The following is a 21,012-nucleotide window of genomic DNA, read 5'->3' as shown; positions in this document are numbered from 1 at the left end:
GCGCTCCCAATACAACACCTTGATGCGGTTACGGGCTTTATTGAGGAAGACGAAAAGTACCGGGTCGAACACGGCGACCTTGATGTCCAGTTCGACCAGGGCAGTGAGGCCGTCGATGGACTTTCGAAAGTCCACGGGCTTGGGGTAGAGGTAGACTTTTTCGACTTTGCTGTCGGGGCGCATCATGGCGGGCTGGCTCCAGAAAGAAATCGGGAGCACAGCATCGGGAATCAGGTGGACGGTTGGAATGTGGGGATGATGGATCACTTACGGTTTTTCTTCAAAACGACGCGAGAAGTGTTCCAAGGTTTTCTTAATCAGCACCATGTACTGAGATGGATGGGCCTTCCGCTGCCCGAAGCCAGGTCAGGGTGAAGCAGAGGAGGATTTCAATAGCGATCTTGATTTCAGATATGGGATGGGTCATGGCCGGTGTCCCCAGGGTGCTAGGTAGCCTACTGCGCTGTCAGGCCGCCCTTGCAGCCTGCCAGAGTGATAAGGCCAAGGCCCTGTTTTTTTGCTAGGATTGCCCAAACTTGGATGATTTTCTTCAGTAGGCAAAGAAAATCTTCAGTTCTGAAGTTTTTCTACAATTTTTCTTCACTCACGTTTACCTCGCGTGACGCATTCAAGGTGTTTTCGTGATCTTGACAATGTTCGCCAGCTTCAAGGCTTTTACAGTAGGTGGCCGATGAGCGATCAAATAGTCCCCCTGAGTTCCGATTTGACGAGGTTCGTTTTCCGCTCCTGCTATGCCACAGTGCTCAGCAGGGTGGACGCCCGATACGACGTTCGGGGTTACCTTTTGGCGCAGATGGTAAAGCTTTGCCTTCAGAATCGAGGCAGGCTGCCTCGTGTTAGCCGCGACTTTTACACGCAGTACGCTCAAGCCGAGGCGATTGCATTCTTGGAAATGTGTGCCACCAACTTGCTGTTAGGTCCGGGAGGTCGCTTTTCGCTGCAGGAATATCACTACCAGGCAGATGCGCACTCGGTGCCGGGCTAACCCTTAGCCCGTTCAGCAGCATTTAGATGCTCACGTATAAACGTCGTACTCAAGACGGTAGAGAAAGTCCCATACCTGCACATAGCTTTCATGATGCCAAAGCAGGGTGCATGGGGTGTGGTTGCCAAGACCTAGTGCAGGGTTGATCATCCAGCGCTGCGCCAGTTCTACTTTTCCGAGCACTTCGATAGCTCTTCGAAAAATTTGTCCGTGCCTTGTTAAAAACGCTCCATGTGCAGAGGTCCAGCAGCTCGTTGATGGCTGTTCGCTAAGTCCGTGGATCGTGAAACTGTTCATTGGCAGGGGTCCGAAAGTGGCAGTCGAGAGACTCTATTAACACTATGACAGCAGGAGGGGGGCACGCCACCGATCCTGTAGCCACGGGCAGCGGACCGCTATATGAAGAATCCCTGATCTTATCGAGTTGCAATGGGTGTCGGCTAAGCCAGTCGGTCATCAGGGTATCGGCTCAGTGCCTCATAGCTGTTGTTTAGGTTGTGTGGTGCCTGGTGTCTTTGCCTTATGATGCTCGATATCACGAACTGTGCAGGTGTGGCCCCCAGCGCGAGCGCGATCGACGGGGGGCGGGCGCCGCCGCAGGTCCGGCCTGTTCTGGTTAGGGTTGATCCCCAGCGGGCAGTGTGGCGTCCGGTGCGGGATCGACTGGCGGCTCAAGCGACAACAATTGGCTCGCGCGACTGCCCAGCAGCGAACCGGCCTGGAAGTAGCCCATCACCGTGCTGACACTGCGGTGCTCGGTCATCGCCATCACCTCGCCGAGCGGCACGCCCTTGCGTCCTGCCTCGGTGACAAAGCCCAAGCGCAGGCTGTGCGCCGCCCAGTCGCCATCGAGCCCGGCGAGTGCCGCGCGGCGCTTGACGATGCGCGCCACCTGATCGCCTGACAGCGCCGAGCGACTGACCGCGCCGCCCCGATACAGTCGGCGAAACAGTGGTCCGCTCGCGGCCGGTGCAGCTTCGAGCCCGGCGTTCAGTGCCTGCGCCGCCGGCCGCTGCAGCGGTTTCTCCCGGCGCACGCCGCCGGTGTCGGTCCTGGTCGCGCCGAGCGCATACAGCCAGGTGTCGGCATCCAGCCGGCGCAGATCGTCGACCTGCAGGCCGATCACTTCCGAGCGGCGCCGGCCACCGCCACTCCAGGCCAGCAGCAGCAGGGCGCGATCGCGCAAACCGCGCACGCCGTCGGTGCAGGGGGCGAGCATCGCCTGCAGCGGTTCGCGCACCACCGCGGTTTTCTTGCGCAGCGCCACGCCCTGGCGGGCCTGGGCCTTGCGCGCCTCGCGCAGCAGGGTCTTCACCGCCGACGCGTCGCCCGGATGGTCCGAGCCGTGCAGGCGGTGCCACTATTGAGTTTTCCGCCGATAAAGTCGGATAACCTGTGGCTTATCGGACCTAATGTTCGTACTGCGGGTCACCGCAAAGCGATCAGTGCTCCGGACCATTGAGTGCGCTTGCCACGTTGTGCGGCGTACTGGTGTTTCTGCATCAGTGAGGGGCGATGATTCCTTGGAATAGGGCTTCCGTTTGGTGTGGTCGAGGCAACAAAAATCATGTCGAACGCATTTTGAAGCGGGCGCTAGATCGCACCTAGCCTGCCAACACATCATCAATCACCGACCACTGAAGCGCAGCGCGTCGCGGAAGCTTCGGCGGTGGTTTCATTGCTGGGGTTCAGGTTGCGAATTGACCTGTGAGTGCGATCGTCATTGCTTGCGACAGGCGTACAACCTATTGTGATAGGCATTCACTCTGCAAAAAGATAATTTGCTGTGCGAATAATTCCGAATCATTCATGTGAAATGCTCGTTTTCAACGGTCGGAGAATAACAACGATGAGCAGCACAAATCTGCGTTTCGATGGTGAGGTAGCGATTGTTTCCGGGGCTGGTCGCGGGTTGGGGCGAGCTATCGCGTTGAACCTTGCCGCTAGGGGGGCCGCAATAGTCGTCAATGACTTTGGATGCGCCTTGACGGGCGATCAAGGCGGTGACCGAGGCCCAGCCGAATCCGTAGTTCAGGAAATTCGTGCGGGGGGTGGGATTGCAGTGCCCGTGGTTGCCGACATCGGTAGTGCTCAGGGCGTAGCCGAAGTGGTCAAAGCGGCTTTGCAACTCGGCGGGGTCCATATAGTGGTGCACAACGCCAGTCCCGTCATGCCTATGACTTCGATTGAAGAAGCAACCGAGGAGGGCTTCAGCACGAGCCTGCGGGTGAATGCCGTCGGCAGCTGGGAACTGGCGCGTCAGTGCTGGCCTATTTTTCGTGCACAGGGCCACGCGCGAGTCGTACTGATCAACTCCGCTGCAGGATTGTGGGGAAGAAAGGGCATGCCCGCTTACTCGCTATCCAAGTCGTCAATGTCCGGCTTCGCCAAGTACCTCGCCAGCGAAGGTGAAGAATTTGATATTCGCGTCAATTGTGTTGCCCCAGTAGCAGCTACGCGCGCTTGGGAAGGGCAAAACGTTCCCGAGGGATTAGCTAACATGATGGCGGTGGAATACGTTGCAGAATCCGTTGCGCTTTTCGCCCATCGGTCCTGCCCAGTCAATGGCGAGCTTTTCCACAGCGTGGGTCAGCACCTTTCCAGAGTGGTCGTGGGTCAGACTCAGGGCAGGGCCTTCGACTCCGCCGAAGCTCTGCTCGACGGTTTCGATGACGTAATGAATGTGACGGATATGGACCTGCCTCGAGAATCCAATGAATCCGGGGCAGTACTAGCTGCTCGGCTCTTTGAGCGCGCCGCTGGTTCTCGATAAGCACCCAGCATGAGAAGGCGCCGCTGAGCATGCTGCAGTGCAGGCGCGGAATAGGTTCCAGCTGTGGCCCGCCCAGGGCCCCAGCCCGGTCTCAGATCAGCTTGACCATCGCGACCTATCGTTTATATTATCGACCATCGTTCACAAAGACGCATGGAGATAATATGAATAAGCACCTCCGTAGCACTGAATACCTACTGTTCAGCGTTGAGAACCGAATTGCCCGAATCACCCTGAATCGTCCCGACAAACGCAACGCTTTGCATCCAGCGATGCTCACTGAGCTGCGCGACGCCCTGCTTGAGGCGGACGATCGCAATGACGTTAATGTGGTAATCCTCGAAGGTGCGGGCAAAGATTTCTGCGCCGGCTATGACTTGGCAGGCGCCTATGCAGGTTTCGAAGGCGGTACGCCGCCATGGGACCAAACTCGTTACCGCACCACTAACAAGACCATCGACGACGATTGCTGGAACCTTGAGCAGACCCAGAAGCTGAACATGGTGTTGTTCGACATGCACAAGCCGGTCATCGCCAAAGTCCAAGGTAATTGCTTGGCAGGTGGTACCGATCTGGCACTTATGTGCGACTTCGTGATTTGTGCGGAAAACGCCAAGATTGGCTTCCCGGCAGCTCGTGCCAATGGCACGCCGCCTGTGCAAATGTGGGTTTACCACGTGGGTCCGCAGTGGGCAAAGCGTATGTTGATGACCGGCGACAACTTGTGGGGGCGTGAGGCTGCTCGCATTGGCCTGGTGCTGGATGCCGTACCGGTGGAGGAGCTGGACAGCGCTGTCGATGAGCTAGCGCGGCGTATCAGTTTCGTCGATGCCGAACTGCTTTCCGCACACAAGCGTATCGTCAACACTGCGCTTGAACTGCAGGGTGCGAGAACCTTGCAACGTTTCGCGGCTGAGATGGATGCCCGAGCCCACCTGACTCAAGGTCCCCGCCGTACGCAGTTCAAGGCGGACATGGCAGACCTGGGCCTGAAAGACGCGCTGAAAAAGCGTGATGAGCCTTACGGTGATGGCATGGTAAAAGCACATTGGTTGAATGGCGAGAAGGGAGCAGAATGATGAGTGACAACTTCCTGATTGATGAGCCGATCGAAGGCGTCAAACGCATCACCATCAACCGGCCTGATGCCACCAATGCCTTTCAGTTCGAGATGTATACCGAGCTTGCGGACCTTTTCAAGCAGATCAAATACGACCCGACAGTCCGCGTAGTGATTCTGACCGCAGCGGGTAACCGCCATTTCTGTACTGGGCATGATCTGAAAAACCCAGGCAAGGCGGACTGGGTACCGGAGGGCGTGGGTAAGCCGTTCTATTCCCGCTATACGATCGATGTGATTGCTTCGCTGCCGGTGTTGATGCGTAACTTGCCGCAACCGGTCATCTGTGGCGTCAACGGCACCGTGGCAGGCATGGCACTGGCATTCCCACTGGCGGCCGACATCACCTTGGCGGCTAAATCTGCCAAGTTTGTCAATGCCATTCACAACGCCGGGTCGGGTGCGGAGCTGGGCATCAGCTACCTGCTGCCTCGTGCAGTTGGCGCACAGCGTGCTGCGGAGATTCTGTTGACCGCGCGGCCAGTACTGGCCGAAGAGGCCGAGCGTATTGGCATGGTGCTCAGGGCAGTACCCGATGAAGAGCTTCAGGATGCCTGCCTGGAAATCGCCAAGAACATCGTGGTCAACGTGCCGATGGGCATCTGGGTGACCAAGCAATCGCTATGGCACAACATGAACGCGGGAAGCCTGGAGCAGGCCATCGAGTTCGAGGGCCGAGGCGTCTACGTAGCACAGTCCACCGAAGATAAAGTAGAGAAGCAGAAGGCGTTCTTCGAGAAGCGCTCGCCGAACTTCTCATACAAGTAACCGCGCCCTGAGGGTGCGGCTTTCCTTTGGTACTGCAGGCTGGCGGTCGTGATAGGCCGCCAATGAGGAGATGGAACTGTGACTTACGAAACTATCCGCTACCAGGTCGAAAACGGTATCGCCACGGTGACGCTTAACCGTCCCGAGGTTTTCAACGCAATGAATTCGCTGATGATGAACGAGCTCATTGCGCTATTTGACGAGACTGACCGAGATGATGCGGTGCGCGTTGTCGTGGTGACGGGGGAGGGCAAAGGCTTTTGCGGCGGCGCTGATCTTTCGAAAGGCGCTGATATCTTCGACAAGGACAAGAACGGCAGCGCTGAAAAAGATACACCGATTCGCGCCGACGGCTCGTTCGACTACAGCAAAGAGTCGGCGCGAGATGGCGGTGGCAGGCTTGCGCTGCGCATTTTTGACAGCCTCAAACCGGTGATCGGCGCCATCAACGGTGCTGGTGTGGGCATTGGGGCGTCCATGCTGCTGCCAATGGACATCCGCATTGCAAGCGAGAAAGCGCGACTGGGCTTCGTCTATGCCCGTCGGGGCATCGTGTTCGAATGCTGCTCGTCCTGGTTCCTGCCCCGTATCGTGGGCATTACCAAGGCGCTTGAGTGGAGCTACAGCGGGCGCGTCATGCCAGCCGATGAACTCAAGGCCGGCGGCCTGGTGAGTGAGGTTGTCGCGCATGAACAACTACTGCCGCGGGCCTACGAAATCGCCCGGGAGATTGCCGACAACACCGCCCCTGTCTCGGTCGCACTCATGCGGCAGATGGCCTGGCGCAGCCTCGGCATGTCACATCCCATGGAGGCCCACCGTATCGAAAGTCGGGGCATCTGCACCCGGGGCCGCAGCCCGGATGCCAAGGAAGGTGTGCAGTCATTCATGGAGAAACGCCTTCCGCAGTTTGCCTGCAAAGTCTCTGAAGACATGCCGGACTACTTCCCTTGGTGGGACGAGCCCACTTACTCCTAATCCTTGAAAACCCAACAATAACGCTCGGTCCACACCAGCGTCCAAGGACTCAGATTATGAAAACTGCGATTACCGAACTGTTCGGCATCCAATACCCGTTACTTAACGCGGGGATGGGCAGGGTCGCGTTTCCGAACATGGTTGCGGCTGTCTCGAATGCTGGCGGCCTTGGGGTATACGGTGCTGGCTCCAATCCCCCCGAAGTGACGCGCGCCGCCATTCGCGAAATTCGCGCCTTGACTGATAAACCCTTTGGCGCCAACGCGCCACTGGCGCTGCCTAACGGCATGGCTAACGCGAAGGTCATGCTCGAAGAAGGTGTGCCCGTCATTAACTACTCGATGGGCAAGGGCGACTGGATCGTCAAGGCCGCGCATGCCTACGGCGGTAAGGTCATGGCTTCGGTCAGTGATGTCAGGCTGGCGCAGCGAGCAGAAGCCCACGGCTGCGATGCGGTGATTGCTGCAGGCTATGAGGCCGCCGGGCATGCGGGGGAAATCGGCAGCTTCGTGCTGATCCCTCGCTTGGCTGAACTTCTGGATATCCCCATCATTGCTGCGGGTGGCGTGGCCAACGGAGCCGGTCTGGTGGGGGCTCTGGCGCTAGGTGCGTCGGGGGTGTCCATGGGTACTCGGTTCTGGGTTACCCAAGAAGGCCCAATGCATGCCAACTTCAAGAACAAAGCCTTGGAGCTGGATGTGCAGGACACCATCTTCTCGGACCGATTCGATGGCATCCCCTGCCGCCAGATGAAAACGGCAGCCGCCGAGCGTATGGTCAATGCAAAGATGTTGAATATCTGGGAAATCTTCCTCAACTCATTCACCATCGCCAAAGAGCTGAACACGCCTTGGCTGAAGCTGGTCAAGCACACGCTGTCACTGGGCCCGCGCCAGATCGAGTCAATGATGCGCATGTCCAAGATGCTGCAGATGCATGGCTTGACCATGTCTACCGGCGACCTGGATAAAGGCATGACCGCTTCGGGCCAGTCGGTTGGCTTGGTTCACGACTTGCCCACCATCGCCGAATTGATCAAGACCATTATCGCCGAAGCCGAAGCAGTCCAGCGTCGGCTTGCGCAGCAGATCCCCGTCGATGGGGTAACCCCGCAACCCGAAATACGTTTGGTTACCCCGCGAACATAGGTTCGACGGTTTACGAAAACGCCCCCGGAGCCAAGCTCCGGGGGCGTTGTATTTGCAGTGCAGGTTATTGGCTCTAACTCTGCTTGCGTTTTTGTTGCTCGATGAACTGGGTAGCGATTGCGTGGTGTTCAGGACTGACTGTGGCGGCCAACTGGCGGCCCAGTGTGGCGTCGAGCACTTGAGCTGCGCTGTTATGCAGATGCAGGTTCATCAGCTTTTTGGTCTCGCGCAGCGCTTGGGTCGGTTGCTTGAGCAGCTTTGCGGCCAATGCCCGAGCCTCCTCAAGCAACTTGTCAGGCGCCACCACGCGATTGGCCAGGCCGAATTCCACCGCCTGCTGTGGAGTGATCCTGTCACCCGTGAAAATCAGCTCTTTGGCGCGTAACAGGCTGGTGTAAAGCGGCCACGATACTGAGATACCGTCACCCACCACCAGCCCGATATTGATGTGGGGCTCTGCCATGAATGCCGTTTCAGAGATCAACACAATGTCGCACAAGGTGGCCATCGTCGCCCCCCAGCCTACGGCCGGCCCATTGACGGCGGCAATGATCGGTATCGGCAGGTCAATGAAGCTGTGGATGGTACGGCGTGAGTTCTCCTGCACGCTGCGAGCGAAGTCGGTATCGTCCAGCGTCTTGACGAAGTGGTTCATGTCGCCGCCTGCGCTGAACGCACGACCTGCGCCAGTCAGAATGGCGACCTTGGCCTCGGGATCCTCAGCCAGGGCACGAAAAAGCTTGGGGTAGGAGAACAGCATCTCGGTAGTAGAGGCGTTCAGGTGGTCTGGCCGGTTAAGCGTAATGATGCGTAGGCCGCCCTCGGCGGAGACCTGGATGTCTTCGGGAAGGTCGTAGAGATTGGTCATGGTTGTACTCTTATTGTTGGTGAACCACGAGCGATGTCGGTCATGCGTCGATCTGGATCTCTGCAGCGTGGCGCTCAATCCAGGTGGCGAAGGGCGTCAGCACGATGCCGCGATCACCCAGTGCTTGAGTGAGCGCCGGGATATCTGCGCGATAGCCCACTTCGTTGGTCCACTCCTGGGAACGCACCCAGCCGGCGAACAACCCGGACTCGACTGCCTGCTCAGGGCTCACGGACTGGGCTGACACAGGTTTGCCCAACGCCTGTGACAATGCGCTTGCCACCTCTTCCATAGTGAGTGCTTCAACCGCCAGGTCGATGTTTTTACCCGAAAAATGCTCCGGGTCCTTGAAGGCGACATGAGCAAGCTTGCCGACGTCGTCGGCTGCGACAAGCTGCATGCGAGTAGCGGGGGACAGGGCCGTGACGATCTGACCTTGCTGCAGGTGCGGGAACATGTAGCGGGCTTTGGGCTGAGCGAAGTTGTCCATCATGAAAGCGGGCTTCAATACCGTCCAATGGTTGAAGCCGGCGCTGCGTACGGCCTCTTCCACGTCCCATTTGTCGGTCCAGTACTTTTGCCACCAGTAGTCACTGCCCCAGCGTGGAAATGCGCTGTGCTTGCCCGCTTCGCAGACCGAGGTGTGAACGAAATGAGTCACTCCTGCGGCTTTGGCAGCTTCAATCAACGCAAACCCGTGACGGCGCTCTGAGTCTGTTCCGGCAGCATCGGGTACCTGGACCGAAAATACGCCCGATGCACCTGCGACGGCGCTCGCTAACGAGGCTGCATCCTCCATGTCGCCCGCCACGGCTTCAGCACCAGCGGCGACCAGGGCTTGAGCCGCTGGTGAGTCAGGGTTGCGCGTCAGAATGCGTACGCGAAAATCCTCTGCGAGCAGCGCCCGAGCAGTGGCGCCGCCTTGTGCACCTGTGGCTCCAGTAACGAGGACCAGGGGTTTGATCGCTGACATTGATTACTCCTTAGGTGATGGACAAAAGGGTGCTTCAGTCGGCCGCGACTGCAAGTTGTCTGGCCAACTCAACCAGCTGCCGGCCCTCGGCCATGAGTCTTTCTTCCGGCCACTCTGCAGCAAGGCCCGATGCGGAAAGCGCGTAGACAGTGCCGCTGCGCAATGAGCGGATGGGTACTGCCACCGCATTGAGGTGCTCGTGGATCACGCCAATGCTGGTGATGAACCCATGCTGCGCATACTGCGTACACGCCTGGTCGAGCAGGGCGCGCACGCTGGGCATTGCCTTGGGGTCATGCTGCTCAAGGGCCTCGAGGACCTCGTTACGCTCATCCGTATCGTAAGCGGCGAAGCATGCCCAGCCGGTCGGCGCGGTGGCGAAAGGGCGTCGGGCACCCACGGGGTCGTTCATGTACACGAAGTCGCCATGTGTGCGCTGGATGTACAGCATCGACAGGCCGTCGCGAACGGCCAGTGACGTACCCAAACGCAGGTTGTCGGTCAGCGCCTGCATATGCGGCAGGGCAACTTTCGGCAACGACTGCCGCACGAGGGCTGCATAACCCAGCGCCAGCGCAGGCAAACCGAGCGCCATGCGGTTGTTTTCGCCCGCGCATACGATGAAGCCCTCTTTGCTGAGGGTATGGCAGAGCCGCCAGACCGTAGGCTGCGGGAGACCTGTCATGCGCACGATTTCCTGGGGTGTTAGCTCGGGCTGTTCGTGGCTGAAGCATCGCAATATCTGGAGCCCGCGTGCCAAGGCGGTGACGTACTGGCGATCTTTCTCGCCCTCGGGTATCGGTTTTTTCGAAGATTCTGAACTCATAAACTTGCGCTCGACTGAGGTGATCGGAGTATAGTCAAAATTCACGATGTGGATACAACATTTGCACAGCGAATAAAAATAGAAGGGAACAGAATGACCGTATCTTCCTTGTTTGACCTGCGCGGCAAAGTGGCAATCATCACCGGATCCAGCCGCGGCTTGGGGCTGGCCAGTGCCAAAGGTATGGCAGAGCATGGCGCCCGGGTAGTGATCTCCGGCCGCAAAGCCGAAGCCTGTGAAACTGCTGCGGCCGAGATTCGGGCCGCAGGCGGTGAAGCGATCGCGGTGCCTTGTAACATTGGCAGCAAGGAAGAGTTACAGCGTTTGGTCGACACTGCCATGGCCCAGTGGGGGCGCGTGGATATTGTCATGGCCAATGCTGCGATCCACCCCTGGATTGGTTCGGTGCTGGACCTGCCGGAGACAACCTTCAACAAATTCATGCAAGTGAATGTGCAGAGCAGTATCTGGCTGGCACAAATGACCATGCCGGGCATGCTGGAGCGCGGTTATGGGCGTTTCATCGTCGTGGCCTCCGTTGTCGGCCTGTTGGGCGACCCGGTCACCGGGACCTATGGCTTGACCAAGGCAGCAGATATGCAGCTGGTGCGCAATATGGCCAATGAATTCGCCAGCAAAGGGGTCACCGCCAACTGCATTGCCCCGGGCACCTTCAAGACTGAAATGGCGCGGTCGCAGTGGGAAGACGAGGCGATGGTGCAATGGTACCGCGGGCGCAACCCGTCCCAGCGCTTTGGCGAGGTCGAAGAACTGGCTGGCTTGGCCGTACTGCTGGCATCCCCCTCGGGTGGCTACATCAATGGCCAGACGATTGCGGTCGACGGCGGCCATACGATTTCCTTCCGCTGAGCGAGGCTGCCCATGAATTTTGAACCCAACGCAAACAGCGAAGCTTTCCGAGAGGAGGTCCGCGCCTTCTTGCGTGAGCACCTGCCTGCCGATATGGCGTGGCGCGGCCAGCAAGGCTACTTGCCGGGCGATGATGACTCGCTGAAGTGGACAAAAATCCTGCATGAGGCCCGCGGTTGGTCAGTGCCGTTCTGGCCGAAGGAGCACGGCGGCACCGACTGGACTGCAGAACAGCGGTACATCTTTGAAGAGGAATGCTACCTGGCCGGCGCGCCATCGCCCAACCAACAAGGCGTGACACTGGTTGGCCCGGTGATCTGCGAGTTTGGCAGTGACGAGCAGAAGCGACGATTCCTGCCGGCAATACAAAAAGGTGAAGTGTATTGGGTGCAAGGTTTTTCGGAGCCTGAAGCGGGGTCGGACCTTGCGTCGTTGCGCACCACTGCAGTTCGCGACGGCGACCATTACATCGTCAATGGCCAGAAGATCTGGACCAGTAATGCAATTTGGGGGCAGTGGTGTTTCCTGCTCGTGCGCACCGACACTGAAACCAAACCGCAAAAAGGCATCTCCTTTTTGCTGGTCGACCTTACCACGCCTGGGGTGACGGTGCGGCCAATCACCAGCCTGGACGGCTGCAACCACTTGGCCGAGGTGTTCTACGACAACGTTCGGGTGCCTGTAGAGAATCTGGTGGGCGAGGAAAACAAAGGGTGGGGCTACACCAAGTTCCTGCTGTTCAACGAGCGCGCGTTTCTCGGTGCCGAAGCTCCGGCGCTCAAGCGCTACCTGGCCAAGATTCGCCGCTATGCCTCGGAACAACGGGCCGGTGCGCTTCCGCTGATACAGGACCCGACATTCGCCAGCCGCTTGGCTGAATACGAGCTGGAAGTACTGGCAATCGATATGGCCGTCAAACGGGTGCTGCACCTGGGGGTTAGTGAGCAGACCGGAGGCATGGCGATCGGCTCGATGCTGAAGGTCCGCGGGTCCGAGCTGCACCAGAAACTGACCGAGATGCTGGTTGAGGTGCTGGGTGACTACGGGGCTGTCTACTACCCAGACCCTAACGAGGACCGCGCGCTGCGCGATCAGCGATTCACGGGCCCAGTGTTCGCGCCGGGCATGGCGGCCGAACTGTTCTATCGCCGGGGTTGTTCGATCTACGGTGGGGCTGCCGAGATACAACGCAACATCATCGCCAAGGCAATGTTCAATCTTTGAGGGGAGTAGCATGGATTTCAATCTGAGCGATGAGCAACGCATGCTCCAGGAAAACGCCCGGCGGTTCATGGAAAAGGATTACGCCTTCAGCAGGCGCCAGGCCATTGCCACCAGCGGCGGTTTCGAACCGCAGGTCTGGCGGGAGTTTGCCGAGATGGGCTGGTTGGCCGCAGGCATCCCCGAGGCGTTTGGCGGTGTAGGCTTCGGCGCCGTGGAAACGGCAATCCTTGCAGAAGAGATGGGGCGGGGTTTGCTGCTTGAGCCGTACTTGCATGGGTGCCTGCTGCCCGCAGCGGTGCTGCGGCATTGCGCCGATGAGGCGCAGCAAGCCGAACTACTGCCCGCCATCGGGTCGGGTGAAATATTGCTGGCAGTGGCTTGCAGCGAGCCTGAATCCCGGGGAGACGTGGCGTGGGTAACGACGACAGCGCAGCGACGGGGTGACGGCTACATCTTGAATGGTCACAAGAGCGCAGTGGTCTGCGCCGCGCAAAGCGATCGGCTGCTCGTGGTCGCCCGCACAGCCGGGGAGCCAGCGAGCATTGAAGGCCTGTCACTTTTTGTTCTGGAGCGGGATACTCCAGGCATGTCACTGGAAACGGTGCGCTTGCTTGACGGAACACCGGCTGCAGATTTGCGCCTCGACAATGCAGTCGTCCCGGCTGATGCCCTGCTGGGCAGGGAAGGCCACGCTTATGTCGGATTGCAACGGGCCACTGATGAGTTGATCGTGCACCAGTGTTCAGAAATCGTAGGTGGGATGGAGGATGTGCTTGCGCTATGCGCCGACTACCTCAAGACCCGAAAGCAGTTTGGGGTGCCGATTGGCAGCTTCCAGGCGCTTCAGCACCGTATGGCCGACATGGCTATCGAAACCATGCAGGCGCGCGCTAGCCTGCATCGGGGCCTGGCTATGCTGGCGGGCGAGGCTCCAGTGCACGAGCGCAGCGCGCAGATATCGGGTTGCAAGGCACAGGTCATGCGCAGCGCAAAATTCGTCACCGCACAGGGTATACAGCTGCATGGCGGCTACGGGTTGACGGAGGAGTTCAGGGTTGGTCATCACTACCGCCGCCTTGTGCTGAGCAATGCGTGGTGGGGCGGGTTGGAGTATCACTTGGCGCGCTACGCGCGCTCAATCCAGGGTTTGGTTGCTGCTGCATAGTAAGGGGGCAATCGGGCCTGCCGGTATGCCGGCGGGCCCTAGGCAAGTGCACGAGCGGATCAGTGCTTCAACTGGCCCGATGCCTCAGCGGCGGTTTCCAGTAGCAATGGCCGCAAGTCATTGAGCTTATGCTGCATCCGCTCAGCAGGGGCTGCGATGACCAACGCTGCGGCGACGGTGCCGTCCGTGTCAAAGACGGGGGCGGCAATACCAGCTGCGCCCTCGCTGAGCTCGCTGATACTGATGGAAATACCGCTCTCGCGGATTTCCTTGAGCTGCTTCTTGAGTGTGCTGCGATCCGTGACGGTTCTCCAGGTCATCGCCTTGAGCTTGGCAGTGCGCAGGTAGCGCTCTTGCGCTTTTTCGTCTTGGTAAGCCAGGAGCAATCGGCCAGGTGCCGTGCAGTGCAGTGGCCGAGGTGCGCCCAACGGCGATACGTAGCGCACGGGGTTTTGCGAGTCTATGCCATCGATATGGGTGACCATTTGGGTCTCCATGTCGATGACGGACAGGTAGATGCTTTCGCCGGTTTTGCCTGCGAGGTCGTGCAGGTACGGGCGCATCATCCTGGAGAAATTTCGGGTGGCCAGGATGTTGCCGGCCAGGCGGTAGATGAATGGCCCAAGGTGGTAACGGCTGGTCGTGTGGTTCAGGTAGCCCTCGGCAACCAGCGGCCGCAGCAACGTCAGCAGGCTGCTTTTGGGAGACTCAAGGGTGCTGCTGAGCTCTGCCAGTGACATGCCGTCCGGGGATTTGGCGAGGACCTCAAAAAGACCAAGAATTCGGGTGACCGATCGAGGGCCCAGCGAAGCTGGCGTTTCAGTGGCGTCCACTTCATCTTCCCTTTTTTTCATGAATTAACCCTTGTGGGTGAAATTGTTGATGCAGTGGGCACTGGGCGGTGCCTTGCAAGTCACGTGCAGTATATCAAATACCGTTCAGTTGTGATCCTTCATTTAGACTAGTGCCAATTTCGCCCTGCGCACCGCTATTTCTCTCGCTTTGAGCATATAGTGGGCGCGTGAGGCCATACCTGTTGGGTACTTAGCAACCTACCTAAGGTTTGCTTATAGGAACGACGTTCATTATTATGACCTTGTGGCTGAGCTGTTTCGAGCTATCAGCAATGCATGGCCCTGTGCGCTTTTGCAGCGCGCGTACAACGATATGGAGCAAATCATATGGCGGTAATGGTCGAAGGTAAGGTCGTTCTGGTGACTGGCGCCGGCGGTGGTATCGGGCGTGATATTGCCCTGCTGATGGCGGAGCATGGGGCCAAGGTCGTGGTCAATGATGTCGGCGCTTCAGTGTCGGGCGAGGGCGCAGATGTGGGCCCGGCACAGCGCGTGGTGGACGAGATCATTGCTGCCGGTGGCGAGGCCATGGCAAATACGGACAGTGTTTCGGACCAGGCGGGCGCTGCGCGCATGGTTGAGCAGACGGTGCAACGTTTCGGCAGGATCGATTGCGTGGTCAATAATGCGGGCATTCTGCGTGACCGCTTCTTCCACAAAATGAGTGCTGAGGAATTCGACGCGGTGCTCAAGGTTCACCTGTACGGGTCGTTCTACGTCAGCCGCGCTGCCGCTAACTACTTCAAGGAGCAAGAGGCAGGCTGCTTCATTCACATGACCTCTACCTCAGGCCTCATCGGCAACCTGGGCCAGGCCAATTACAACGCCGCCAAGCTGGGCATCATGGCCTTGTCCAAATCCATTGCGCTGGACATGGAGCGGTTCAATGTTCGTTCGAACTGTGTCGCGCCCTTCGCCTTCAGCCGCATGATTGGTGCTATCCCCACCGACACGCCGGAGCAGCAGGCGCGGGTCGAGAAAATCAAGCAGATGACACCCGCCAAGATCGCCCCTATCTGCGTCTATTTGGCCAGCGACCAAGCCCAGGCTGTCAATGCGCAGGTCTTTGCCGTGCGCAACAATGAAATCTTCCTGATGAGTCAGCCTCGTCCGATCCGTTCGGTTCAGCGGTCCGAGGGCTGGACGCCTGAGTCCTTGGCTGAGCACGGCATGCCTGCCCTCAAGGGCTCGTTCGTACCCGTTGAACGCTCGGGTGATGTGTTCTCCTGGGACCCTGTTTGAGCCCAGCGTCATGACACTGGCAAGGCCGCTTCGCCTATATTGATGATGCGCCCGGACAGGGCAGCGAGATGAGGACAGCAATGAATCTTTCAAGCTACGAAGCGCTCAAGCTAGAGCGCAATAACGGCATCCTGACGATTACCCTGAATCGGCCGGATACGCTCAATGCCATTGACGACGATATGGATAAAGAGCTGTCCAGGGTGTTCATCGAGGCGGGCCATGATGCCGATACCCGGGTAATCGTTCTCACGGGCGCAGGGCGTGCGTTCAGTGCCGGTGGTGATATCGAAGAAATGCAGAAGGTCATTGATGAGCCTCAGCGCTTTTTCGATAGTATGCGCCGGGGCAAGCAGATCGTTTTTTCGATGCTCGACTGCCAGAAGCCCATCATCGCCAAGATCAATGGCCATGCCATTGGCCTGGGCGCGACCCTCGCGCTGTATTGCGATATCAGCTACGCGGCGTTGCCGGCCAAGATTGGTGACCCACATGTCGCTGTCGGCTTCGTTGCGGGCGACGGTGGGGCCGCGATCTGGCCTCAATTGGTCGGGTTTGCCAAAGCCAAAGAGTACTTGCTCACCGGCGATGCCTTGACTGCTGAGCTTGCCGAAAAAATCGGCCTGATCAATTACGCCGTTGCCCCCGAGGCGCTGGATGATCGGGTTCAGGAAATGGCCACGCGGCTTGCAAACGGCGCAGCTTACGCCATCCAGTGGACCAAGGCGTCGATGAACATTGTGCTCAAGCAAGCGGTGACATCCGTCATCGACGCCTCGCTGGCTTATGAGGCATTGTCGAATTTGACAGAAGATCATCAGGAAGCGGTCAACGCATTCCGTGAAAAGCGCAAGCCAGTCTTCAAAGGCCGTTGAGCGCAGTCAAACTCGGTGGTTTCAAAACAAAGGGCCGCATTGCGGCCCTTTGTTCATGGTGGGAACAGTAATCCTTTACTCACCCGTTACAGCTAGTAGCGTTCGAAGATTGCCGCCAACCCTTGGCCGCCGCCGATGCACATGGTTTCCAGGCCGTAGCGCCCTTGGCGTCGCTGCAACTCATGCAGCAGTGTGGTCAACATGCGCACGCCCGTCGCACCAATGGGGTGGCCCAGCGAGATGCCAGAGCCATTCACGTTCAGCCGTTCGGTGTCATGCCATTGCCACCCCTTCAGCACCGCCAGTACCTGGCAGGCGAACGCTTCATTCAACTCGACCAGGTCCATCTGCGCCAGACTCAGGCCAGTCCTTGCCAGCAGCTTGTGCACGGCGGGCACCGGGCCTATGCCCATTTGCGAGGGCTCGCAACCCGCAGCGGCCCAGCCAACCAGAAAGCCCATGGGTTCCAGCCCCAATTCGGCGAGCTTGTCCTCGGCGACCACCAAGCAGGCCGCTGCCGCGTCGTTTTGCTGACTGGAGTTGCCTGCAGTCACGGTGCCGTCACGCACCAGTGTGCGCAATTTGCCCAGGCTTTCCAGGTTGGCATCGGCACGGATACCTTCATCGCGACTGAATAGCAGGGGTTCGCCCTTGCGTTGCGGCACACTGACCGGGACGACTTCGGCTTCGAACCGGCCTTCGGCCCAGGCTTGTGCTGCTCGACGGTGGCTTTCAATCGCGTAGGCATCGCTGGCCTCACGGCTGATGCCATAGCTGCGGGCAAGATTTTCTGCCGTTTCGATCATTCCGGAGATGAAACCGAAGCGCTCTTCCGGTTGAGAGCGTTCACGCCCACGCTCGAGGCGGTCATGCAGCTTGACCGTACCAGCCCGTGAGCCCCAGCGCATATCGGTGCTGTAGTACTCGATATTGCTCATGCTCTCGACGCCACCAGCGACCACCACATCAGCAGCGCCGGTTTGTACCATCATGGCGGCACTCAACACCGCCTGCAGTCCGCCGCCGCAGCGCCGGTCCAACTGCATGCCCGGGACTTCCACCGGCAGGCCTGCCTGCAGACCGATCCAGCGGCCCACGCAAGGGGTTTCGCTGTTGGCATAGGATTGGGCGAAGACGATATCGTCGATACGCGCGGGGTCCAGGCCGCTTTTGTTCAAAACTGCGTTCACTACATGGGCGCCGAGTACCTCTACGGCAAGTGGCCGCAGGCTACCCCCGAAAGTACCGACGGGGGTTCGCAAGGGGGCGACAATTGCTGCACGTCTCATGGTGGGCTCCTGTTGCCAGCTAAAGGCTGGCGGCGTCTCGTTTCAGTTGTTCGCGATAATCGGGGTGGGCAATTTCAATCATGCAGCGGGCACGCTGGCTGAGGCTCAAGCCGCGCAGGTCGGCAACGCCGTACTCGGTTACGATCAACCCGGCGTCGCTGCGCGGGGTGCTGACTGGGCCACTGAGTTGGGAAACGATACGGCTGCGCGCCCCGGCAGTGGAGGGCAGGGCAATGATTGGCAGGCCGCCGCGGGACTGTCGTGCCCCGCGCAGGAAGTCAACAGCGCCGCCGAGCGCGCCAATGTAGTTGCCACCCACGCTTTCAGCGTTGATTTGCCCGGTCAGGTCAACCTCGATTGCCGAGTTGATGGCCACAAATTGATGTTGAGCCGCGAGGTTTTGTGCGCAATGGGTATAGGCGGTAGAGCGCATGCGGATGAACGGATTGCGATGAGCGAAGCGATGCAGCGCCTCACTGCCCATCAGTACGCCCGCCACCGTGACCCCTTTGTCCTGACTCTTACGGGAATTGGTAATCACGCCGCGTTGCATGAGGTCGGCTACTCCATCGCCGATAGTCCCCGAGTGCACGCCAAGCTCGCGATGGCCGTGCAGAGCATGAAGCACGGCTTCGGGGATTGCACCAATACCCAGTTGAAGGGTGGAGCCGTGCTGGATACGCTCGGCAACGCGCTGGGCGATGTCGCGCTCTACTGGGCCGGGCGCTATGGCTCGGCTTTGCAGGGGAGGACGATTGGTGTGCACGATCAGGTCAAGTTCGTTGGCGTGCAGGTAGCGCTCGCCATACGTCCAAGGGCACGCTTGGTTCACTTCGGCAATGACCAGCCTGGCTTTTTCCAATGCAGGCAGAAGGTATTCGTGGGCAAGTCCCAGGCTGTACCGCCCCAATGCGTCTGCGGGCGCCAATTGCAACATCAGCACATCCACCTGCAGAAGGCCTTGGCGGATCAGGTTGGGAAACTCGGAATAATGGCTTGGCAGAATCTGCAGTGCACCCGCCTTGGCCAGCGCCCTGTTCTCGCCGCTGCCGCAATATGAGAGAAACTCAACACAGTCGGCATGCTCGGGGCGACAGGTGTCGCTGTCGGTTATCCCGAGGAAAACACGAAAATTGCCGATACGCTGACGCTGTTGCATCAAAGCCTGGGTTAACGCCAAGGGCTCCGCATTGGCCTGCCCCCACATCACGGTATCACCGCGCTTTACCAGGCCGCTGAGGTCGAGTGAATGTTCGCTAGCCAGCAATTCAGTCATGGTCATTTTTCTTGTGGGGGTGAGTCAGTTGGCCGAGGCGGCTCATGGCATTGCGTGCGTCATCGATGATGTCGTCAAAGATGGCTTCAACAGGTTTGATGGCGTCGGCGAACACCACAGCAGGGCCGTAGTCGAGCATGCCCAGGCGGCTGTCGCCGCTTCTGTAGGCCTCGGTTGCAAGGGCGCCAACCACGTGAGGCCGGTACTGTTCGAAGTCGTTGGCCCCGGTAGCATCGAGCGCAGCAACGGCCTTGGCACTTTCGTTGAGGAGCACCCGGTGATGGTCCCGCAGGCCGGTCTTGACCACGATGCTCTCAGTGCCGTCGCCGCATACCACCTGGGTTTTATAGGCCTCATGGATTGCCAACTCTTTGGCCACCAGCATGCGTGAACCCATGAGGATGGCGTCGGCACCCATGGCCAGAGTGGCCGCCAGCTGCCGGCCAGTGCCTATACCTCCGGCAATTACGATCGGGACGCTGAGTTCGGCTGTGGCCTGTGCGGCCTGGACCATGCTGCTGATGCCATGAATGCCCGGGTGACCGCCGCAGTCGTTACCGACCACGATCACCGCATCTACGCCTAGCCGTGCGGCACTGCGCGCATAACGCACGGCGGGTACTTTGTGCAGGACCTTGATGCCCGCATCGCGCAGTGCCGGTAGCACTGCCTCGGGGCTCGCGCCAGCGGTTTCCACGCACTTCACGCCTTCTTCGATAAGCACCTGTATCTGCCGCTCAAGGCGTTGGGCTCCACCGGCCTGGCGAGAAATATACAAGTTGACCCCAAAACCTTGGCCACCTGTGAGATGGCGGCAGCGCAGCAATTGCTCGCGAAACATCTCTGGGTCCGGGAAGCCGGCCGCGACCAGGAATCCCATGCCGCCCGCATTGACCACCGCAGCTACATACTCGGCGTCGGCAAGTGCAGGGCCCAGGCCGCCACACAATATAGGGTGACGAATGCCGAGAAGTTCTGTGATGCGGGTCGTGAACAGTGCTTCTCGCATTGTTGTTACCTCTGAAATGAAGCGCCCGGTGACGCTGCCTTGGGCGAATCGGGAGCAAGCGCAGGGTGTGCTTCACGGCTGATGTAGAGGGTGCAGCGGCCGCTGGCCAACAGCGTGCCTGCGCTGTCCAGGACACGCGCATGAGCAGTACACAGGCGCCCACCCAGATGCACCACACAACCTTCGACGCGCAGCGCGCCGGGTGTAGCTGCACGATGAAAATCGGTTTGCAGGCTGACGGTGCTGACCCCGCGGCCATTGACGCACATTGCCGCGTAACCGCAGGCGACATCGATGAGGCTGGAGATGACGCCTCCATGCACCCGCTGCAATGCCTCGGTGCCAAGCATCTCCGGACGGCTCGGCAGGTGCAGTTCGATACCGTTTTCGCTGACCCGGTGAACACGAATTTGCATCCAGGAGCTGAACGCATTGGCGTCGATGACCCGTTGGAGCTGTGTAGATGTCAGGGGGTGTTCTGTAGCATTCATGTGCCGCTGTGCCCTCGGCGCGCTTTAGGGAAAAGCCAGTAAAGCAGTGACGAATTCATGTCAATTTAAACTGAACGGCGTTCGTATATCAATACGAAATGATCACTTGCTTGGCCTTTTAAGCAAGCGTGCTTGGTAGGTTTCAAACGGCGACTCGCTGAAAGTGCAGCATCTACGCTGCTTTGAAATTTTAAAATGCTTCCTTGCGTGGCGGAATCATCTGGTCTATTTATGGAACTCCATTCAAAAGGATGAAT

General features: G+C 59.0%; 20 protein-coding genes and 1 pseudogene. 10 read left to right on the top strand and 11 right to left on the bottom strand.

The window, feature by feature from the left end:
• The 3 genes and pseudogenes from tnpB to ACF8O8_RS18160 form a co-directional block, all read right to left on the bottom strand.
• On the bottom strand, positions 1–186 hold a 186-nt coding region (gene tnpB, locus ACF8O8_RS18170), incomplete at its 3' end, for an IS66 family insertion sequence element accessory protein TnpB (RefSeq protein WP_243703999.1).
• An 850-nt stretch (positions 187–1,036) separates the two neighbouring features.
• Positions 1,037–1,303: an antitoxin Xre/MbcA/ParS toxin-binding domain-containing protein gene (locus ACF8O8_RS18165; RefSeq protein WP_241791894.1), complete on the bottom strand. Its 267-nt coding sequence runs from the start codon at positions 1,301–1,303 to the stop codon at positions 1,037–1,039.
• Between the two features lie 319 nt (positions 1,304–1,622).
• A pseudogene (locus ACF8O8_RS18160) lies at positions 1,623–2,366 on the bottom strand (tyrosine-type recombinase/integrase); the annotation flags it as partial.
• A 456-nt stretch (positions 2,367–2,822) separates the two neighbouring features.
• On the opposite strand from ACF8O8_RS18160, the gene ACF8O8_RS18155 reads away from it, so the two are divergent.
• The 5 genes from ACF8O8_RS18155 to ACF8O8_RS18135 all read left to right on the top strand — a co-directional run bounded on the left by ACF8O8_RS18155 (position 2,823) and on the right by ACF8O8_RS18135 (position 7,793).
• Positions 2,823–3,779, top strand: a complete 957-nt coding sequence (locus ACF8O8_RS18155; RefSeq protein ID WP_392510175.1) for an SDR family NAD(P)-dependent oxidoreductase — start codon at positions 2,823–2,825, stop codon at positions 3,777–3,779.
• A gap of 101 nt (positions 3,780–3,880) precedes the next feature.
• Positions 3,881–4,858: a crotonase/enoyl-CoA hydratase family protein gene (locus ACF8O8_RS18150; protein ID WP_392510174.1), complete on the top strand. Its 978-nt coding sequence runs from the start codon at positions 3,881–3,883 to the stop codon at positions 4,856–4,858.
• Positions 4,858–5,667, top strand: coding sequence for an enoyl-CoA hydratase-related protein (locus ACF8O8_RS18145; protein ID WP_392510173.1), 810 nt, complete (start codon positions 4,858–4,860; stop codon positions 5,665–5,667). Before ACF8O8_RS18150 ends, ACF8O8_RS18145 begins: the two co-directional genes overlap by 1 nt.
• 78 nt (positions 5,668–5,745) lie before the next feature.
• Positions 5,746–6,645, top strand: a complete 900-nt coding sequence (locus tag ACF8O8_RS18140; RefSeq protein ID WP_392510172.1) for a crotonase/enoyl-CoA hydratase family protein — start codon at positions 5,746–5,748, stop codon at positions 6,643–6,645.
• A gap of 56 nt (positions 6,646–6,701) precedes the next feature.
• A complete protein-coding gene (locus ACF8O8_RS18135) occupies positions 6,702–7,793 on the top strand; it encodes an NAD(P)H-dependent flavin oxidoreductase (protein ID WP_392510171.1) in 1,092 nt (363 codons plus the stop codon).
• Between the two features lie 73 nt (positions 7,794–7,866).
• Here the strand turns inward: ACF8O8_RS18135 and ACF8O8_RS18130 are convergent, their stop codons facing one another.
• From ACF8O8_RS18130 to ACF8O8_RS18120, 3 genes are read right to left on the bottom strand one after another with little or no spacing between them, the layout of a single operon-like run.
• On the bottom strand, positions 7,867–8,661 hold the full coding sequence (locus ACF8O8_RS18130; protein WP_392510170.1) for an enoyl-CoA hydratase/isomerase family protein: 795 nt from the start codon (positions 8,659–8,661) through the stop codon (positions 7,867–7,869).
• A gap of 40 nt (positions 8,662–8,701) precedes the next feature.
• On the bottom strand, positions 8,702–9,634 hold the full coding sequence (locus ACF8O8_RS18125; protein ID WP_392510169.1) for an NmrA/HSCARG family protein: 933 nt from the start codon (positions 9,632–9,634) through the stop codon (positions 8,702–8,704).
• 34 nt (positions 9,635–9,668) lie between these two features.
• On the bottom strand, positions 9,669–10,505 hold the full coding sequence (locus tag ACF8O8_RS18120; protein WP_392510168.1) for an IclR family transcriptional regulator: 837 nt from the start codon (positions 10,503–10,505) through the stop codon (positions 9,669–9,671).
• A gap of 48 nt (positions 10,506–10,553) precedes the next feature.
• Between ACF8O8_RS18120 and ACF8O8_RS18115 the strand changes: the two genes are divergently transcribed.
• The 3 genes from ACF8O8_RS18115 to ACF8O8_RS18105 are packed head-to-tail and all read left to right on the top strand — an operon-like array spanning position 10,554 to position 13,719.
• Positions 10,554–11,330 carry an SDR family NAD(P)-dependent oxidoreductase gene (locus ACF8O8_RS18115; protein WP_392510167.1) on the top strand — a complete coding sequence of 259 codons (777 nt, stop codon included), beginning with the start codon at positions 10,554–10,556 and terminating at the stop codon, positions 11,328–11,330.
• 12 nt (positions 11,331–11,342) lie between these two features.
• Entirely contained in the window at positions 11,343–12,554 is a 1,212-nt protein-coding gene (locus ACF8O8_RS18110; RefSeq protein WP_392510166.1) for an acyl-CoA dehydrogenase family protein, read from the top strand.
• A 10-nt stretch (positions 12,555–12,564) separates the two neighbouring features.
• Positions 12,565–13,719, top strand: coding sequence for an acyl-CoA dehydrogenase family protein (locus tag ACF8O8_RS18105; RefSeq protein ID WP_392510165.1), 1,155 nt, complete (start codon positions 12,565–12,567; stop codon positions 13,717–13,719).
• A gap of 59 nt (positions 13,720–13,778) precedes the next feature.
• Here the strand turns inward: ACF8O8_RS18105 and ACF8O8_RS18100 are convergent, their stop codons facing one another.
• Positions 13,779–14,573 (bottom strand): IclR family transcriptional regulator, encoded by a 795-nt coding sequence (locus tag ACF8O8_RS18100; protein WP_392510164.1) that lies wholly within the window; start codon positions 14,571–14,573, stop codon positions 13,779–13,781.
• Between the two features lie 327 nt (positions 14,574–14,900).
• Between ACF8O8_RS18100 and ACF8O8_RS18095 the strand changes: the two genes are divergently transcribed.
• On the top strand, positions 14,901–15,815 hold the full coding sequence (locus ACF8O8_RS18095; RefSeq protein ID WP_392510184.1) for an SDR family oxidoreductase: 915 nt from the start codon (positions 14,901–14,903) through the stop codon (positions 15,813–15,815).
• A gap of 80 nt (positions 15,816–15,895) precedes the next feature.
• Positions 15,896–16,690 (top strand): enoyl-CoA hydratase-related protein, encoded by a 795-nt coding sequence (locus ACF8O8_RS18090; RefSeq protein WP_341798474.1) that lies wholly within the window; start codon positions 15,896–15,898, stop codon positions 16,688–16,690.
• A 92-nt stretch (positions 16,691–16,782) separates the two neighbouring features.
• Here ACF8O8_RS18090 and ACF8O8_RS18085 read toward each other — a convergent pair whose 3' ends face one another.
• From ACF8O8_RS18085 to ACF8O8_RS18070, 4 genes are read right to left on the bottom strand one after another with little or no spacing between them, the layout of a single operon-like run.
• Positions 16,783–17,979 (bottom strand): acetyl-CoA C-acetyltransferase, encoded by a 1,197-nt coding sequence (locus ACF8O8_RS18085; protein ID WP_392510163.1) that lies wholly within the window; start codon positions 17,977–17,979, stop codon positions 16,783–16,785.
• Between the two features lie 19 nt (positions 17,980–17,998).
• The gene (locus ACF8O8_RS18080) at positions 17,999–19,255 is read right to left on the bottom strand and encodes an acetyl-CoA hydrolase/transferase family protein (protein ID WP_392510162.1); all 1,257 of its coding nucleotides are present in this window, start codon (positions 19,253–19,255) and stop codon (positions 17,999–18,001) included.
• Positions 19,248–20,264 carry an NAD(P)H-dependent flavin oxidoreductase gene (locus ACF8O8_RS18075; protein ID WP_392510161.1) on the bottom strand — a complete coding sequence of 339 codons (1,017 nt, stop codon included), beginning with the start codon at positions 20,262–20,264 and terminating at the stop codon, positions 19,248–19,250. Before ACF8O8_RS18075 ends, ACF8O8_RS18080 begins: the two co-directional genes overlap by 8 nt.
• A gap of 5 nt (positions 20,265–20,269) precedes the next feature.
• Entirely contained in the window at positions 20,270–20,755 is a 486-nt protein-coding gene (locus ACF8O8_RS18070) for a PaaI family thioesterase (RefSeq protein ID WP_392510160.1), read from the bottom strand.
• Between the last annotated feature and the right edge of the window lie 257 nt (positions 20,756–21,012).

Source organism: Pseudomonas sp. TYF_14 (genome assembly GCF_043105275.1).
Taxonomy (GTDB): domain Bacteria; phylum Pseudomonadota; class Gammaproteobacteria; order Pseudomonadales; family Pseudomonadaceae; genus Aquipseudomonas; species Aquipseudomonas alloputida.
This window is presented reverse-complemented; position numbering and strand designations above follow the sequence as displayed.

Excerpts from the sequence above, each read along its gene's own strand:
- ACF8O8_RS18070 (WP_392510160.1), bottom strand. The coding sequence starts at position 20,755 with ATGAATGCTACAGAACACCCCCTGACATCTACACAGCTCCAACGGGTC.
- ACF8O8_RS18125 (WP_392510169.1), bottom strand. The coding sequence starts at position 9,634 with ATGTCAGCGATCAAACCCCTGGTCCTCGTTACTGGAGCCACAGGTGCA.
- ACF8O8_RS18155 (WP_392510175.1), top strand. The coding sequence starts at position 2,823 with ATGCTCGTTTTCAACGGTCGGAGAATAACAACGATGAGCAGCACAAAT.
- ACF8O8_RS18085 (WP_392510163.1), bottom strand. The coding sequence starts at position 17,979 with ATGAGACGTGCAGCAATTGTCGCCCCCTTGCGAACCCCCGTCGGTACT.
- ACF8O8_RS18115 (WP_392510167.1), top strand. The coding sequence starts at position 10,554 with ATGACCGTATCTTCCTTGTTTGACCTGCGCGGCAAAGTGGCAATCATC.
- ACF8O8_RS18135 (WP_392510171.1), top strand. The coding sequence starts at position 6,702 with ATGAAAACTGCGATTACCGAACTGTTCGGCATCCAATACCCGTTACTT.
- ACF8O8_RS18095 (WP_392510184.1), top strand. The coding sequence starts at position 14,901 with ATGGCGGTAATGGTCGAAGGTAAGGTCGTTCTGGTGACTGGCGCCGGC.
- ACF8O8_RS18075 (WP_392510161.1), bottom strand. The coding sequence starts at position 20,264 with ATGCGAGAAGCACTGTTCACGACCCGCATCACAGAACTTCTCGGCATT.
- ACF8O8_RS18145 (WP_392510173.1), top strand. The coding sequence starts at position 4,858 with ATGAGTGACAACTTCCTGATTGATGAGCCGATCGAAGGCGTCAAACGC.
- ACF8O8_RS18100 (WP_392510164.1), bottom strand. The coding sequence starts at position 14,573 with ATGAAAAAAAGGGAAGATGAAGTGGACGCCACTGAAACGCCAGCTTCG.
- ACF8O8_RS18165 (WP_241791894.1), bottom strand. The coding sequence starts at position 1,303 with ATGAACAGTTTCACGATCCACGGACTTAGCGAACAGCCATCAACGAGC.
- ACF8O8_RS18110 (WP_392510166.1), top strand. The coding sequence starts at position 11,343 with ATGAATTTTGAACCCAACGCAAACAGCGAAGCTTTCCGAGAGGAGGTC.
- ACF8O8_RS18130 (WP_392510170.1), bottom strand. The coding sequence starts at position 8,661 with ATGACCAATCTCTACGACCTTCCCGAAGACATCCAGGTCTCCGCCGAG.
- ACF8O8_RS18080 (WP_392510162.1), bottom strand. The coding sequence starts at position 19,255 with ATGACTGAATTGCTGGCTAGCGAACATTCACTCGACCTCAGCGGCCTG.
- ACF8O8_RS18105 (WP_392510165.1), top strand. The coding sequence starts at position 12,565 with ATGGATTTCAATCTGAGCGATGAGCAACGCATGCTCCAGGAAAACGCC.
- ACF8O8_RS18090 (WP_341798474.1), top strand. The coding sequence starts at position 15,896 with ATGAATCTTTCAAGCTACGAAGCGCTCAAGCTAGAGCGCAATAACGGC.